The organism is Christiangramia fulva (assembly GCF_003024155.1).
Taxonomy (GTDB): Bacteria; Bacteroidota; Bacteroidia; order Flavobacteriales; family Flavobacteriaceae; genus Christiangramia; species Christiangramia fulva.
Window position 1 is genome coordinate 3,085,771 of sequence record NZ_CP028136.1, and the last position, 15,747, is coordinate 3,101,517.

Annotated in this window: 14 protein-coding genes and 1 tRNA gene; 10 read left to right on the top strand and 5 right to left on the bottom strand. The window is 37.5% G+C overall.

Annotated elements, in window-relative coordinates; translation table 11 throughout:
- The first annotated feature begins 2 nt into the window (after window positions 1-2).
- Window positions 3-971: a transketolase family protein gene (locus C7S20_RS13730; protein WP_107013008.1), complete on the top strand. Its 969-nt coding sequence runs from the start codon at window positions 3-5 to the stop codon at window positions 969-971.
- A gap of 65 nt (window positions 972-1,036) precedes the next feature.
- Here C7S20_RS13730 and C7S20_RS13735 read toward each other — a convergent pair whose 3' ends face one another.
- Complete coding sequence (locus C7S20_RS13735; RefSeq protein ID WP_107013009.1) at window positions 1,037-2,962, bottom strand: glycoside hydrolase family 97 protein; 1,926 nt, start codon at window positions 2,960-2,962, stop codon at window positions 1,037-1,039.
- A 67-nt stretch (window positions 2,963-3,029) separates the two neighbouring features.
- The gene (gene nadE, locus C7S20_RS13740; protein WP_107013010.1) at window positions 3,030-4,910 is read right to left on the bottom strand and encodes an NAD(+) synthase; all 1,881 of its coding nucleotides are present in this window, start codon (window positions 4,908-4,910) and stop codon (window positions 3,030-3,032) included.
- A gap of 168 nt (window positions 4,911-5,078) precedes the next feature.
- Here nadE and C7S20_RS13745 point away from each other — a divergent pair, with 168 nt between their 5' ends.
- From C7S20_RS13745 to C7S20_RS13755, 3 genes are read left to right on the top strand one after another with little or no spacing between them, the layout of a single operon-like run.
- Window positions 5,079-5,855, top strand: coding sequence for an MlaE family ABC transporter permease (locus C7S20_RS13745; protein WP_107013011.1), 777 nt, complete (start codon window positions 5,079-5,081; stop codon window positions 5,853-5,855).
- Window positions 5,856-5,859: 4 nt separating this feature from the next.
- On the top strand, window positions 5,860-6,612 hold the full coding sequence (locus C7S20_RS13750) for an ABC transporter ATP-binding protein (protein ID WP_107013012.1): 753 nt from the start codon (window positions 5,860-5,862) through the stop codon (window positions 6,610-6,612).
- Between the two features lie 5 nt (window positions 6,613-6,617).
- Window positions 6,618-7,601: an MlaD family protein gene (locus tag C7S20_RS13755; RefSeq protein ID WP_107013013.1), complete on the top strand. Its 984-nt coding sequence runs from the start codon at window positions 6,618-6,620 to the stop codon at window positions 7,599-7,601.
- 577 nt (window positions 7,602-8,178) lie between these two features.
- Here C7S20_RS13755 and C7S20_RS13760 read toward each other — a convergent pair.
- Window positions 8,179-8,688 (bottom strand): hypothetical protein, encoded by a 510-nt coding sequence (locus C7S20_RS13760; RefSeq protein ID WP_107013014.1) that lies wholly within the window; start codon window positions 8,686-8,688, stop codon window positions 8,179-8,181.
- Between the two features lie 464 nt (window positions 8,689-9,152).
- On the opposite strand from C7S20_RS13760, the gene C7S20_RS13765 reads away from it, so the two are divergent.
- Window positions 9,153-10,535, top strand: a complete 1,383-nt coding sequence (locus C7S20_RS13765) for a YopA family protein (protein WP_107013015.1) — start codon at window positions 9,153-9,155, stop codon at window positions 10,533-10,535.
- A 409-nt stretch (window positions 10,536-10,944) separates the two neighbouring features.
- Here C7S20_RS13765 and C7S20_RS13770 read toward each other — a convergent pair.
- Both C7S20_RS13770 and C7S20_RS13775 read right to left on the bottom strand, forming a co-directional pair.
- Window positions 10,945-11,018: transfer RNA gene (locus C7S20_RS13770), tRNA-Arg, on the bottom strand.
- A gap of 206 nt (window positions 11,019-11,224) precedes the next feature.
- Complete coding sequence (locus tag C7S20_RS13775; protein ID WP_107013016.1) at window positions 11,225-11,479, bottom strand: hypothetical protein; 255 nt, start codon at window positions 11,477-11,479, stop codon at window positions 11,225-11,227.
- A gap of 193 nt (window positions 11,480-11,672) precedes the next feature.
- Between C7S20_RS13775 and C7S20_RS19570 the strand changes: the two genes are divergently transcribed.
- Genes C7S20_RS19570 through C7S20_RS13795 form a run of 5 tightly spaced genes read left to right on the top strand, consistent with a single transcriptional unit; the run spans window position 11,673 to window position 15,746 of the window.
- Window positions 11,673-11,840, top strand: coding sequence for a hypothetical protein (locus C7S20_RS19570; RefSeq protein WP_159039939.1), 168 nt, complete (start codon window positions 11,673-11,675; stop codon window positions 11,838-11,840).
- On the top strand, window positions 11,837-12,553 hold the full coding sequence (locus tag C7S20_RS13780; RefSeq protein WP_107013017.1) for a glycosyltransferase family 2 protein: 717 nt from the start codon (window positions 11,837-11,839) through the stop codon (window positions 12,551-12,553). Before C7S20_RS19570 ends, C7S20_RS13780 begins: the two co-directional genes overlap by 4 nt.
- On the top strand, window positions 12,546-13,172 hold the full coding sequence (locus C7S20_RS13785) for a lipid-A-disaccharide synthase N-terminal domain-containing protein (RefSeq protein WP_107013018.1): 627 nt from the start codon (window positions 12,546-12,548) through the stop codon (window positions 13,170-13,172). The genes C7S20_RS13780 and C7S20_RS13785 overlap by 8 nt, the downstream gene beginning before the upstream one ends.
- Window positions 13,156-14,781 carry an ArnT family glycosyltransferase gene (locus tag C7S20_RS13790; RefSeq protein ID WP_107013019.1) on the top strand — a complete coding sequence of 542 codons (1,626 nt, stop codon included), beginning with the start codon at window positions 13,156-13,158 and terminating at the stop codon, window positions 14,779-14,781. Before C7S20_RS13785 ends, C7S20_RS13790 begins: the two co-directional genes overlap by 17 nt.
- Window positions 14,778-15,746, top strand: coding sequence for a type I phosphomannose isomerase catalytic subunit (locus tag C7S20_RS13795; protein WP_107013020.1), 969 nt, complete (start codon window positions 14,778-14,780; stop codon window positions 15,744-15,746). The genes C7S20_RS13790 and C7S20_RS13795 overlap by 4 nt, the downstream gene beginning before the upstream one ends.
- Window position 15,747 lies beyond the last annotated feature (1 nt).

Consider the following 15,747-nt stretch of genomic DNA (forward strand, 5'->3'; position numbering starts at 1 on the left):
TTATGGAAACAGCAACAACAAAGAAATATACAGATTCAGGCAAGCAGGATACTCGTTCTGGTTTTGGAGCGGGACTTACCGAATTGGGAAGAAAGAATCCGAATGTGGTGGCCTTATGTGCCGACCTTGTTGGCTCTCTGAAAATGCAGGATTTTATCGATGAAAATCCCGATCGCTTCTTTCAGGTTGGAATCGCTGAAGCCAATATGATGGGAATGGCCGCTGGGATGACTATTGGAGGGAAAATACCTTTTGCAGGTACTTTCGCCAATTTTGCGACCGGAAGGGTTTATGACCAGATTCGCCAGAGTATCGCTTATTCTGGAAAAAATGTGAAGATATGTGCATCGCATTCCGGAGTTACTTTGGGAGAAGACGGTGCAACCCACCAGATCCTGGAAGATATTGGATTGATGAAAATGTTGCCGGGAATGACCGTGATCAATACCTGCGATTTTAACCAAACCAAAGCAGCCACGCTTGCCATTGCAGAACTTGACGGACCGGTTTACCTGCGTTTTGGCCGCCCCAAAGTAGCAAATTTCACTCCTGAAGATCAGAAATTTGAAATAGGCAAGGCTGTGAAACTTTACGAAGGAAGAGATGTAACCATCATTGCAACAGGCCATCTGGTATGGGAAGCCCTACAGGCGGCTGAAAAACTTGCTGAAGAAGGTATAAGCGCGGAAGTGATAAATATCCACACCATCAAGCCTCTCGATGAGGAAGCTATTCTTAAATCAGTAAAAAAGACTGGTTGTGTGGTTAGCGCTGAAGAACATAATTTTCTGGGCGGACTTGGAGAGAGTATTGCTCGTACTTTAGTTGAAAATCACCCCGCACCTCAGGAATTTGTCGCCACTCAGGATACTTTCGGGGAAAGTGGAACACCCGAGCAGCTTTTTGAAAAATACGGATTAAATGCCGAGGCTATTGTCGAAAAGGCTAAAAAGGTTTTGAGGAGAAAATAGAACGATTTATTTTTAAATTTGATGGCTGTCTATAATAATTGAAAGATTTCTTAGGCAGCTTTTTTTTATTCAAATTTCATCACGAATCCTCCGTGGGGAATCATTGAAACTGAAAAAGTATCAGTCGCTGTAATTTCTTCTTTTTTAAATCCTTTTTTATCATCATCGGTTATTAATATTCCCTTTTTTCCATTTAAGAAAGAAAGATCGAGTTCTACCTCTTTTGGTATATCTTCACCGTTTATACCAGTAACAAACCAGGTCTCGCCTTTTCTTCTGGCCATGACAATATCTTTTCCTGGAAATCCGCTGACGAAGCGGCTTTCATCCCAATTGGTAGGAATATTTCTCATATAATCAATTACATACTGAGGTTGTTTTGCCATACCTTCAGGTATTTCGGCAATATGCTGTATACCGGAAAGGAAAAGAGTAGGGAGGGCAAGTTCAAAAGCTTTGCTGGTTTTTCTTGTCATTCCGGGAATGCTATCCAGAACCATAGGTGTAAAATCCATAGGATCAAAAACATTTCGAGTGAAGGGGATTATTGCCGCATGAGAAGGTTCCCTGTCAGCATTTTGCTGTTCGAAGGTGATAAATTCTTCCCCTTTTATAGATTCCATGGACATGAGGTTAGGATAAGTACGTTCCCAACCCCTGGGAAGGGTCGCCCCGTGAAAATTTACCAGCAGCTTATGTGCATAGGCATCTTCCATAATATCATGATAATAAGCGATCATAGACTGGCCGTCTCCGCCAAAGAAATCTACTTTTATACCGGCAACACCAATATCGTTGAGTTTATTGAATTCTTTTTCGCGTAATTCTTTGGTAAGCAATTTTCCTTTTGGAGTATAAGGTGTACCATTCCAACTACCTGATGAATTATACCAGACAAGAATCTTAACATCTCTTTTTTTACCGTACTCCACCAGCTCTTTCATTTTTTCGTAGCCTATTTTTTGATCCCAATCGGCATCTATTAAGCAATATTTCCAGTCCATTCGGGAGGCATAATCTATAAATCTTCGGCTGGTTTCGAAGGTGGTGAAATTATCTTTTAATAATACCCAGCTCCAGGAGGCCAGGCCACTTTCGATAAAATCGGTATTGGTATATTTGGCCGGAGTCGCAACATCGGTTCCCAAAGTACTCTCGGTAATTGTCTTTAAATCGCCAATTGCCAGTATTCTCCATGGAGAATACCAGTCTTTTGATGAATGTGGTTTTAAAACTCCTCCCGGAAAAACTTCTTCCTTTTGAGGAAAAACTACCTGTAAACTGTTTTTTCTCCCGGTGTTCTGAAGATGCGTGCCTGCATAATCCCGATGAAGATCAGATTCACTAATAAGGATCCAGTAATTTTTTATATGAACAAGAGCCGGATATACCCATCCTTCACCTATTGGAGATTCTTGGTCTACGGGAATTTCCATTTGGTAATGTTCTTCATAGGATGGATTTGTGTTTTCCCAACCGGTTTTCGCCTTTGACATTGGTTGTACCCAGGCTTTCGCTCCTTTAGGAAAAGAATACTGAGTTTTTTCTTCTTCTATTTTTCGTGTTTCTCCTGTATGATTTGGAAGAAAATATCTGAAGGCAAGACCGTCTTTTGATAAATTGAAAATGAGCTGCAATGTATCACCCTTTTTATTGGAATAACTTGCGAGGTACTGATTCGCCTCATAGGTTATATTTTTCTTTTTGCCCTGCAACATTGAATATTCTTCATGAATCTTTACCGGCCCCATTATATTTAAAAATTGTAACTCAGTGCTCAAATTTGAATTTTCCAGCTGAAGGCCCAGGTCGGAATTCTCCAAAACCTGTTCATCTTTATAAAAGGATGAAATAGTAGGGATACCGGCATTATTCTGGACCAGACGGACACGAATATTGTTATCGGTATTCACCATTTTCGCTGGTTTCTTTTGTGCCTGAATAGCAACTGAAAACAGGAGGACCAGGATACATATAGCAGATTTTCTCATATAAAAGTGTGATTTAAACACTTAAAGATATAAATATTTCTAAAATTACTAATAGCTACCAGGCTATTTAATCTATTTTCAGCAATCTCTTTTTTAATTTCTGGTATCTTCGGGTAAAATGAACGCCGTTTTGTGATTCCCGAAGGTCAAAACCAAACGCGCGCCGACTAACGGCAATTATTGGAGGTGCCTGGATTCGTTTAAAATAGGAGATCTTAAATTTTCTCCATTTATCTTCGAGGTCGAGAATAAGCTTTTCATTATTTTCAAAATAGGTTTCAATAACTCCTTCTTCGATTTTCAATTTTTCAAGCAGGCTGCCGTCAATATACATTTCGAGAATATCTTCCGGATCGAGGCGGAATTCTATAAAAGCCCGGAAAAGCTTGTCGTGATAGGGAAAATATAAAGGATCGCCCTTTCCTTCTTCGATATTTTGTTCAGCACTTAATTCGGCTGAAGGAGGAATCTCAAATAACTTTTTAGGAAAAATTGGCTTTTCTTCAATTTCATTAATATGTCTGCATAGCGAATAGATTTCATTCTTATAGAGATCGGCAATAGGGGCCAGCGCTCCATTGATATCGCCATATAGCGTGGCATAACCGATGGCGGTTTCACTTTTATTCCCATTATTGACAAAAACTGCGTTAAGTGCAGAGGCAATTCCTGCCAAAACGCGGCCGCCGCGATCCCGCGCCTGAATATTTTCCTTATCCAGGGTATCCAATTCCAGGTTTATTTTATCTTCTGAACCGTCCAGGCTTTCAAATTGTGTAGATTCCAGCTGTTTTTCAGTAAAATCATAGGCCTCCTGAATAGGAATAATCGCATAATAGATCCCGAGCTTTTCAGCTAATTTCCGGGCGATATCTTTGGTGATTTCCGAATTATACTGTGAGGGCATATTTACGCCGAAAACCCTGTCAGGGCCCAGGGCTTTTGCAAGAAGATAGGCGCTCAGGGAAGAATCAACTCCACCGCTAAGTCCTATTACAACTTTTTCAGCCTTTATAGACTTAAAAAAATTCTTAATTCCATATAGTAACCCCTGGAGCAACTCTTCGTGATCAATTTTTTTTGAAAGCAAAGGATTTTCATGAACTTCCTTTTCCTCGCTGAAAATACTTCCGCGAAGGCTGCATTCCTCATATGATTTGGCAATTTTATACAACGAACCATCGGGGTGATAAAATGTGGTATTTCCTTCAAAGAGGAAAATATTTTTCCCGTTATTCTGAATTCCGATGTTATTAACGTAAATAAAGGGAACGGGATGATTTTTTAGATGTTCCCGTACTACCTGATGCCTTTTATTATTTTTCCTCCAGGTCCAGGGTGAGCAGGATATATTGATGATGAATTCGGCTCCGTTTTCCAGAATGAGATCTATGGGACTTATTGAATAATCCTGGCTCCACATATCTTCGCAGAGGGTGATCCCTATTTTTCTGTGTTTTCCATTGATCTCTGTTTGTAAGGGCTGAAGAAAATCTTTAATCGGGATTTTTTCATCCTGGGCCAGTTTTCTTGCTGAATAGAAATAGCGGTCATCATCAAATTCTCGGTAATCGGGATGAAGAGTTTTATAAAATTTCCCGATCATTTCCCCATTCTGAGCTACAAATGCTGTATTGAACCGACGAATCCTGCCGTCTTCACCCGGATGGTTTTTATCGATATCGACATTTCCCCACACCACCATAATATCTCCAGAAGCATGAACGATATCTTCATTATAGCTCAGACAGTCAACCAGAAAAGCTTCATTTTCCCATTCATCTGAAAGGAGGTAGCCCGGAATGGCCATTTCCGGAAATATGATGATATCATCTCCATTTTCTTTTGCTTCCCTGATACAGGTTATTATTTTTTTGGTATTTATATCGGGATGCCCCGGCACCACCTTCATCTGGCATGCCGCAATTTTCAATTTTTGACTGCTCATACTTCAATTTTTACGTTAATATAATCATCTTCGAATATTCATTGAAGTATTTTCACCATTCAGTTAGCTATTAATTGTTTTTTCGGAATCTATTTTCCTTAAATTTGATTATTATCATTTATTTACCACTGCCTTCAGCCTAACTTTATACTATTAACACTCCGTTAAATGGAAACTGCATCAGGCTTAGGCGAAAAATCAAAACTTTTCTTTTCTGAAGTAGGAGAGATCTCTTATTTCGCCGGTCGTTTTTTTAAAGAAGCCGTAAAACCGCCTTTCGAATTTAAGGAGCTGTTACATCAGTGTTATAAAATGGGCAATAGATCGATGTTGCTTGTGGTAGTAACCGGATTCATCCTCGGCCTGGTGTTCACCCTTCAATCCCGCCCTACACTTATGGAATTTGGAGCGGAATCCTGGATGCCTTCTATGGTTGGCATTTCTATAGTCAGGGAAATTGGTCCGGTAATTATTGCACTAATCTGCGCCGGTAAAATTGGTTCTGGAATTGGCGCCGAATTGGGATCGATGCGCGTAACAGAGCAGATAGACGCGATGGAAGTTTCTGGAACAAATCCCTTCAAATACCTGGTGGTTACCAGGATCATGGCGGCAACGCTTATGCTTCCACTTTTAATTGTCATGGGAGATGCTATTGCACTTATCGGTTCAGCGATTGTGGAACATTTAAAAGGAGAGGTTTCCTATTTACTGTATTTCAACCAGGTGATTGATGCCATAACTTTTACAGATCTTATTCCGGCAACCATAAAATCATTCTTTTTTGGATTTGCGATTGGCCTCATTGGTTGTTACAAGGGATATTATTGTTCTAAAGGTACGGTGGGAGTAGGAGAGGCTTCAAACTCGGCAGTGGTTTATTCTTCCATGCTCCTCTTTTTTATAGATTTTATAGCAGTGTTCGTCGCCGATATTTTTTTCTGAAGCTATGGGAAATCTTAAAAACATAGAACCGATCCTGGAAATTGAAAATCTAAGCAAGAGCTTTGGAGAAAATGCGGTGCTTAATGGATTCAATTTGAAGCTATACGCAGGTGAAAACCTGGTGGTAATGGGGAAATCGGGTTCCGGAAAGTCGGTAATGATAAAATGTCTGGTAGGTTTGATGAGGGCTGATAGCGGATGCATAAAAATTAAAGGCCAGGATATTACAAGTCTGGAACACGAAAAACTGGATATTCTAAGAACCGAAATAGGTTTTCTTTTCCAGGGAAGTGCGCTGTACGATTCCATGACCGTGAGAGAAAATCTCGAATTTCCTCTAAGAAGACATAAAAAAATGAAAAAAATTAAAGGTCATACCGAAAATCTTGTTCGCGAAGCATTGCGGAATGTGGGTCTTGAACATACTATAGACCTCATGCCTTCTGAACTCTCCGGCGGTATGCAAAGAAGGGTGGCCCTGGCACGTGCGCTAATCTTAAAACCCGGAATCATACTCTATGATGAACCCACAACAGGTCTGGATCCCATCACCTCCAAAGAGATCATCGAATTGATGAGAAAGGTGCAGGAAACCTATCACACATCTTCTTTGATCATTACTCATGATGTAGATTGCGCAAGAGTGATCTCTAACAGAATGATTCTACTTATTGATGGTATTAATTATGCAGAAGGAACTTTTGAAGAATTATCTAATTTAAAAGATCCCAAAGTACAGGCTTTCTTTAAAAATTAAAAGTCATGGAAAAGTCAAACTCACAAAAATTGAAATTAGGAGTTTTCGTGGTTATCGGGACTCTTATACTTATTGTAGCGCTTTATTTTATAGGTAATAAGCAACATATGTTCACATCTAATATCATTTTATATTCAGAATTTGAAAATATAAATGGCCTCCAAATTGGCAATAATGTACGCTATTCCGGAATAAACGTTGGAAATGTGAAAAAGATTGAAATGTTAGGAGAACGAAGAATTTTGGTTGAGATGATGATAGATGAATCAACAGGAAAATTCATTCAAAAAGATGCCATCGCCTCTATTGGATCAGACGGACTCGTAGGTAGTATGGTACTGAATATTGTTCCCGGCAATTTGAATCCTGCACCTGTAAAATCGGGAGATACAATTGCTTCTTATAGCAGAATTGGCGCAGATGACATGCTGTCTACCTTAAATGTGACTAATGAAAATGCTGCTTTGCTCACGTCTGATCTTTTAAAGATCACCAATAAAATTCTTAAAGGCAAAGGTACTCTGGGCGTTCTAATTAGTGATTCTACCATGGCTGGAAATATTAAGCAAAGCCTATTTAACCTTAAAAATGCCAGTGAAGAAGCAGATTTAGCGATTGCAAAGATCAACCGTCAGCTGGAAAACTTTGATCTTCAGAAAGGTGTGGCCGGTGTACTGCTGAACGATACTCTTCGGGCAAATCAGATGAAAGATATAATCACCAATCTTGAGAATTCATCCGAAAAGATAAATGCGATTTCAGCAGAAATAGACGGATTGGTAAAGGAAATTCGCGGCGGCAACGGAGCATTAAATTACCTCACTAAAAATGAGGCGCTGGTTAAAAATATAGATACTACCATGCTTAATATTAAAGAGTCTTCGGTAAAATTCAATGAAAATATGGAGGCTTTAAGAGATAATTTTTTCTTTAGACACTATTTTAAAAAACTGGAAAGGCAGAAGCAAAAAGAATTGAAGAAAGATTAAAAATTGAAAAAGCCCTTGTGAAAGGGCTTTATGGTCAATCATAAGCATGCTTAAAGAACATTTGCGATTATTACTAGACATGTTGTAAAGCCCTGTAAGTTTTTTCCATGTTAAAAAATCATACCATAATTGAATGAAACTTTACGACAGTTTGTCTGAGACAAATTGCAAAATAGGTTTAAAAAGGATCAGACGGAAATTAAGGCTTAATTGGAGCCTTTAAAGGATGCTGTGTGCCCAAAAAGAGAGGTATTTAATCAGCTCTGCTTCTTCAATTAAGAATTGAGGTGCTAGCCTTGGAAAACACTCGTACTTGTCTAGAAAAGAAACTGAATCAGCACTCTTATAAGCAAAAAAAACCACCCCCAGATTAAGTCCTTTTACCAACCACAAATTGATTTTGGAAATGAAGAATTTGTTTTAGGCAATTAAAAGGAAATATTAAAGTCTTTATCTAAAAGGAAAATAGGAAAATAATTATCCTGTATATGTATGTAAAACTGATCTCTTAAAAAGAAAAATGGCTTTTGGCTGATTAAGAATAATTAAGTTTACCGTTAATATATTTCTCCTAACCTCATCTTTTTTTGATGAAATGATATTCTATTGTATATCCTTCTGCTTCTTTTGTTGTGATCATTTCGGTTTCAGAAATGCTTTTAATATTGAATTCTTGAACTAGGTCAATTTCTATGATCTCACCGGATGAGGGAATAAGGTTCTCCGTATAATAATAATATAGCCGGTTAACATTTGAAACCTTAACACCATTGTCGATAAAAGTATCAAACATGTATTTGTCTTTTGGCATTTTTATGAACAGACTACTCCATTCTAAGCTATTAGGATATTGCACTTTCCCTTGTATTATTTCGTCCCTAGGCTCACCGTAAAACTCCAAAGTGGTATTGTAAAAATAGGGGTCGGTTGTACCATTAATTCCATTACCCGAAAAAGTACCTCCTGAGTAGACCCAAGTTCCCTGAATTTGCGAAAAGACGTTATCTGATTCCTTTTTGTTGTCATCCTTTGAGCATGAATGAAAAAAGAAACAAAAAAATGTCAGGATAACGTAAAAATTCCTCATAAGAATAAATTTAATCAGTTAGATTTTTAGAGAGACGCGTAGGGGAAGTTTCTTTTGCTCTAAAAATACAATAGTTTCTTTAATAACAAAAAAATATTTGTTTTTGCAAATTATTTACAAATAAAAAAAAGCTTTAACCCTTTTATTTTATTTGTGATCGCGAAAGGATTTCAGAATATATTCCAAATAGCACGAGAATAGCCGAAATTGCATGTAAAAGGTCTATTCGACTATTTAACTTGTATTTCGTATAAACAGGTATAATAGTAAGAAGCGGTTGCTGTATTAGTTGCTGTATTAAATGTTGTATCAATTTATCCCCTATATTAACCTGAATTTTTTCTCACCTCTCATACGAAATTACGTCAAATTGCGAAGGATACTTTATGCTTCCTTAAAACATATAATTTCCATTAAAAAGTAGAATTGCTATCTTTATTTATTACTAATCAAACTTGCTGAACTTGAAGCAAAATAAAGAATTATCTGAGATTGCTGAATACACCTCTCCTATTATCTCAACTGACCATCCCAATCAACCTCTTTACATTCTTAGAGAAGAAGAATTTCTGATTAAAACTGAAACTGGGGAAATTATCTTCGTGGGAAGTATTGCATTTAAATGGTTTCCGCAAATCGGAGTTTACGTGGAAGGTGCAACAAAAGATTTTAAGTTTTTAGAGGGACAGATTAAGGATTTTAAAGTCTTCAAAACCAACGGAGATTTCTTAGGTGACGCCATCGCCATCCAAGAAAAATATATCAAAAACCAATACTTTATTAAGGGAATATTCTCTTTTGATTGTCTTTCGGGGGACACCACGATCCCTGTAAACGAGGTGAGATTCTCTATTCCTAATATGCAGCGTTTTGATGGACAAAATATAAGGTCAGAAGAGATAGGATGGTATAAAGGTAGAATTTTCCTGAAACTAGCCGATTATGACTTGAATATAGATAAACTACCGGACTTTGGAGAACGAATAGCTGCTCTAAAAGATGTTGGAGGCTACCACATCACTTACTCAGGTAAAATGACCTTCAAAACTCCGAAGAGTCTCCAGGATATGAAAAAAGAGATACAGGTTTTAAACTGCTTTCTTCAGTTATTAAGCGGTATTCAGATATCCGCTCTTTTCTTTTCTGGTGTAAATGATAGAGAAACACTTTGGACCGATTACAGGAGCGCTGGCATAGATTCTTATCACCAAAGAGGTTCGTCTTGCTTCCCTCGTTATTTTTTAGAACATTCGGACTTTAAGGCTATGGAAATAGTTTATTCCAACTTAATAGATTTTTGGAGAAAAGATGACTACAGGAATATGATTAGCTCTGCAGTAAAATGGTATTCGGAGGCTAACAGCAAACCATGGTATCATTCAACCACAAGTATGATTATCTCCCAAAGTGCTTTAGAGATGTTTTATAACTGGTATATGATCGAAAAGGACGGCATTCTCAGAGGAGAAGTGAGATTAAGTGCGGCCAATAAGATTAGGTTACTTTTATCTCGTATTGGTATTAAAAACGAAGTGCCACAAAAATATGCTGAGATTAAAAAGTTTCTTAATGATCCGAAAAATAAAAATGAAGAAGATGCCATAGATGCCACTGTTTTTTATCGAAACGCAATTGTGCATGGAGAATCTGAAAAAAGAACTAAACTAGTCAATCTTTCTCCTAGTTTTAAACGTGAGGCTAATAACCTTTCATTATGGTATCTAGAGCTATGCCTACTCTACACTCTGGGTTACAATGGTAAATATGTCAATAGGACAACTATAGAGTACTCGTCAGACACAGAAAAAGTGCCTTGGGCATCTGAAAAAAATGACTTCATTGGCTAACCATTGATCAAAAACCTTGATGATCCATCGACTTTTCGTTCAAAACAGAAGACTTTCCACTCTGTCTTTCGTTAAAATGACCAATCGAACTTCATGAAGTTTTATTGAGGATTTTTAACTTTCGATACTTACCCAATAGTGCTACTTCCCTAACACTAAAAGTTGCGATCAGTTAGTATGAAAAAATCAAAAAAGATAAAGGTTCGAATAGCCATAAGATCACTCTTTGATTATGATTCTAACCTTTATACTACTTTTTGTTATCCAAGATATAAACCTGTTACCATACAAACACGAAAAAAGTAGTTTTTTAGAGATATTTTGAAATGAGGAGGTTCAAATTGACCTTAAAAGATGCTGTGTCAAAAAAAAGGTAACTTTCTATTTTCAGAAAGTTACCTTAAAAAAGTGATCGCGACAGGATTCGAACCTGTGACCGTCTGCTTAGAAGGCAGATGCTCTATCCAACTGAGCTACGCGACCAATATTATAATGAACTTAAGGTTTTGATGCTCCCTGCCTGCCGGCAGGCAGGTATCCAACTGAGCTACGCGACCTCTTTTTTGCGGTTGCAAATATAAACCTCTTTATAAATAAAACAATGCTTTTTTGTCAAAAATGAAATTTGCTAAAACAAAAAAAACTTCCCCAATAAGAGAAGTTTTCTTATATAAAATGGCTGGTTAGTTCTAATTTTCCCTTACAAGGTGAGTTTCAAGGTTATTGGAAATAATTACCAGTTGATTAAAGTTGCTGGCAGATTCATTTCCTTTCTCGAAATATTCAATATATAAATTATTGAATCTTCTTATTAGCTCAAGAGTCTGCAATGAAAAATGGAAGAAATTTCCATTTTCATGAAGATCTTTTAACTGGTCTTTTACCGATTCGATTTGTTGAAATTCCTCTTCGGTATTTAAAATATATTCCTGTTGTCTAAGCATAACTTGTTGTTGTACAGTTAGCCATGCAGGAAATTCACTATAGATTTGGCAATTCAAATATAGAAGGAAATAGTTCTCAGACATAAAACCCAACCGAAAAATCTTCAAAACGCCCGATTTCTTCGGTAAAAAGCTTTCAGAGCATTAATTAAAATTGTCTTAATTTAGCAGCGGAAAATTTTTCAAGACTTTTATGCCTGAATTTATGCTAAAAATCTCTCCTGTTTTAAAGAAAGAGATCCATGAAACTTCAATAATTTCTGCTAATTATGTTGCCACCGGATTTTACTCAGTGTCGCTGGTGATGAAAAATGGGCAAAGACTTATCACAGTTAGCGACGATTTTACTGCAAAAGCATGAATTACGAATTCACCATTATTGTTCCGGTATATAATGAGCAGGAATGTCTTCCTGAACTGTTCCAGAAGCTTAAGGACTATCTTCAAAGTTCTTCTAAAAAATCAAAAGTTTTGCTGGTAGATGACGGATCAACAGATGGAAGTCCGGCAATGATCAAAGAGTTTTGTGATGCTAATGAAGATTTTCATTACCTTCTTTTCGAAAGAAATTTCGGAAAAGGTGCCGCCTTAAAAGCGGCTTTTGATCATATTGATACGCCCTGGCTTGGCTACCTGGATGCCGATTTACAAACCTATCCTGAAGATTTTGAAATTCTTTTTTCACTTTCCAGTAAAAATGACCTGGTGACCGGCTGGAGAAAACAACGAAAAGATACCCTGATCAAACGAATTTCTTCTAAAATTGGAAACGGTGTTCGAATAATGTTTACCCGTGACCATATGCACGATACAGGTTGCCCATTAAAGATCATCAAAACTTCTTACGCCAAAAAAATTCCCATGTTCAAAGGTCTGCAAAGGTTTTTGCCGGCCATGGTCCTGCTGCAGAATGGAAGAATTGCTGAAATAGAAATCCCTCATTACCCCAGATTGGCAGGAAAATCTAAATATAATTTCAAAAATCGTTTCATGGGACCTTTAATTGATTGCTTTGCCTATGTGTGGATGCGCAAATCGTACATCAATTATAATGTGAAGGAAAAAAATGAGTAGCTGGCTGGTCTATGCAATAGGATTTTTGGCACAACTTCTTTTTTCGGGTAGAATGTTCCTGCAATGGGTACTTAGTGAAAAGAGTAAAAAAATTATAACTCCCGTCCTGTTTTGGCAGCTAAGTTTACTCGCATCTTTTCTTCTTTTTTTATATGGTTATTTACGAGATGATTTTGCCATTATGCTGGGGCAGGCGCTCACATATTTTATCTATATCAGAAATTTACAGTTGCAGGGAGAATGGCTGAAAATGCCAAAATTCCTGCGTATCTTTCTGTGGATTTTCCCTGTACTTATTGTTATTTATGGCTTTAATAATAACGTCTACAATGTTCAGAAGCTGTTCCATAATGAAGATATTCCATTTTGGCTCCTAATTTTAGGCTCATTTGCGCAATTAATTTTTACCTTAAGGTTCGTTTATCAATGGGTTTATTCTGAAAGGAGAAAGATTTCATCCCTGCCCATGGGATTCTGGTTGTTGAGTTTGTTGGGATCCGGCCTGATCCTGGTCTATGGCATCTTCAGAAGAGATCCTGTATTGCTTGTGGGGCATGGAATAGGAGTGATCATGTACACGCGTAATCTATATATTCAGAAGAATGAAATTAAAGGATAATTACCTTCTTCTACTGGTTCTTGTTTGTTTCGCGATCTTTTTCGTGAATCTTGACGCCATATATGTGAATATTATGGAGGCCCGGAATTTTATTACTGCCCGGGAAATGGTGACTATGAATCATTGGATTTTCACAACGATCAATGGGGAACCACGCTATGAAAAACCGCCTCTTCCTACCTGGCTAACCGCTATTTCAATGATGCTTTTCGGGATGAAAAGTCTTTTCGCGCTTAGATTACCAGCGGCAATTATGGGAAGCCTTTTGGTGGTTTACCTTTATAAAATAAGTCTCCGGCTTACGGCTCATAGAAAATTTTCTTTTGTAGCAGGCCTTATCGGCGCTACTTCGTTCTATATTCTTCTCTCTGGCCGGGACGGACAATGGGACATTTTCACCCACGCTTTTATGACCATGGGTATTTATCTTCTTCTCAAGACTTTTCAAAACGAGGAACATTTATACCAAAATGCACTGGGAGCCGGCCTTTTTATAGGCTTTTCTTTTCTGAGTAAGGGCCCGGTTTCAATGTATGCACTTCTGCTTCCTTTTTTAATTGCGTATGGTATCGTTTATCGGTATCGCTCCTTTAAAAAGATCTGGCCTGCTTTATTACTGGTAATTATAGTTACTGTAATAGTTTCGGCTTCATGGAGCTTATATGTGTATTTTTTCGATACTCATGACGTTTCCCGAATAACAGGCAGGGAAGCCGGCCGTTGGTTAGATTATAACGTGCGGCCCTTTTATTACTACTGGAGCTTTTTTGTACAGAGCGGAATTTGGACTTTGCCGGCATTTGTTGCACTGCTTTATCCGTATCTTAAAAACAGGGTTTTCAATAAACCCGCTTATAAATTCGCCCTTTTGTGGACGCTTATCTCCGTCATACTTTTATCAGTAATTCCTGAAAAGAAATCCCGTTATTTGCTGCCTGTGCTTATTCCGCTGGCAATGAACACGGCTTTTTATATGGAGTATCTTTTTCGCCGTTTTGATATGATGCCGCGAAAGGAAAGTTGGGTGGTCTACTTCAATTTCATCCTAATCGCGGTGATAGGAATAGCCTTTCCTTTTGCCGGAATTATCTACTTCAAGGAAAAATTAGGAGACATCTGGCCATGGTTCTTAATGACATCTGTCTGTCTTTTGAGCATCGGGATTTTTATTTTGATATTTCTGAAACAGAAGAAAATAAAACCGGTTTTTTATTTAAGCGTCTGGTTCATCATTAGTATTGTATTTTTTGGTCTTCCAATGGCAGGAAAAATTGAAACTAATCCGCATTATAGGAGTATTCGCTCTGTAGATGCTTATATTGAAAAATATTCTCTCCCGATATTTGAACTGAAAGGATTTACCCCTGAAATTATCTGGGAATTTGGTAAACCTATAAAGGTGCTGTGGAATGGTGAAAATTATGAGCTTCCTGAGAAAAATCGGTTTTTATTATTAGCTACAGAAGAGCAGGAAAAAGAAATATCTGAAATATTCAGAAATTATATAGCGAAAAAAATAGACGAAATAGACATGAATCCCGTTGGAAATACACATAAAGAAAGACTGTTTCGGGAATTATATTTAATACAAAAAACCAACAAAAAATGATTAATTATCCAGTTAAATTCCGACCCATTTTACAAGACAAGATCTGGGGTGGCAATAAACTTAAGGAAATATTAAACAAAGATACCAACCGGAATAGAATAGGAGAGAGCTGGGAAATTTCCGGCGTTGAAGGAAATGTTTCGGTTGTAGATAATGGCTGTCAAAAAGGGCGTACTTTAAAAGAAATTATCCATAGCCACAAAGCTGATCTGGTTGGAAAAAAAATATATGATCAATTTGGTGATGATTTTCCATTGCTTATCAAATTTATCGATGCGCAAACCGATCTTTCCGTACAGCTTCATCCCAATGATGAACTGGCAAAACAGCGCCACAATTCTTTTGGAAAAACCGAAATGTGGTATGTTTTACAAGCCGATGAAGGTGCGAAATTAAATATTGGTTTCAATAAAACTCTTGATAAAAGGGAATATCTGGAATATCTGGAAAAAGGAAAAATAACCGAGCTGCTGCATTTTGAAGAGGTTGAAAAAGGAGATGCCGTTTTTATAAATACCGGAAAAGTTCACGCGATAGGAGGAGGAATATTGCTGGCCGAAATTCAGCAAACCTCTGATGTTACGTACCGGATCTTTGACTGGAACAGGAAAGATGATGAAGGAAACAGCCGTGAATTACACACTGCACTGGCACTGGATGCTATAGATTTCGAACAAAAAGACGATTACAAATTGACGTATGATAAAAAAATCAATTCGTCTTCTCAAATTGCTTCCTGTGAATATTTCACAACTAATTTTCTTCCGGTAAAAGGGAAATTAAAGAAAGATTATTCTTCACTTGATTCTTTCGTAATCTATATGTGCGTGGAAGGTGAAGCTAAGATCCGTTTGGAAGGAAATTCTGAAAATATTAAAAAAGGAGAAAGTATTCTGATACCTGCTTCCTGCAAAGAGGTTTTGCTGGAAGCAGATAATGCAGAGTTACTTGAGGTTTATATCTGAA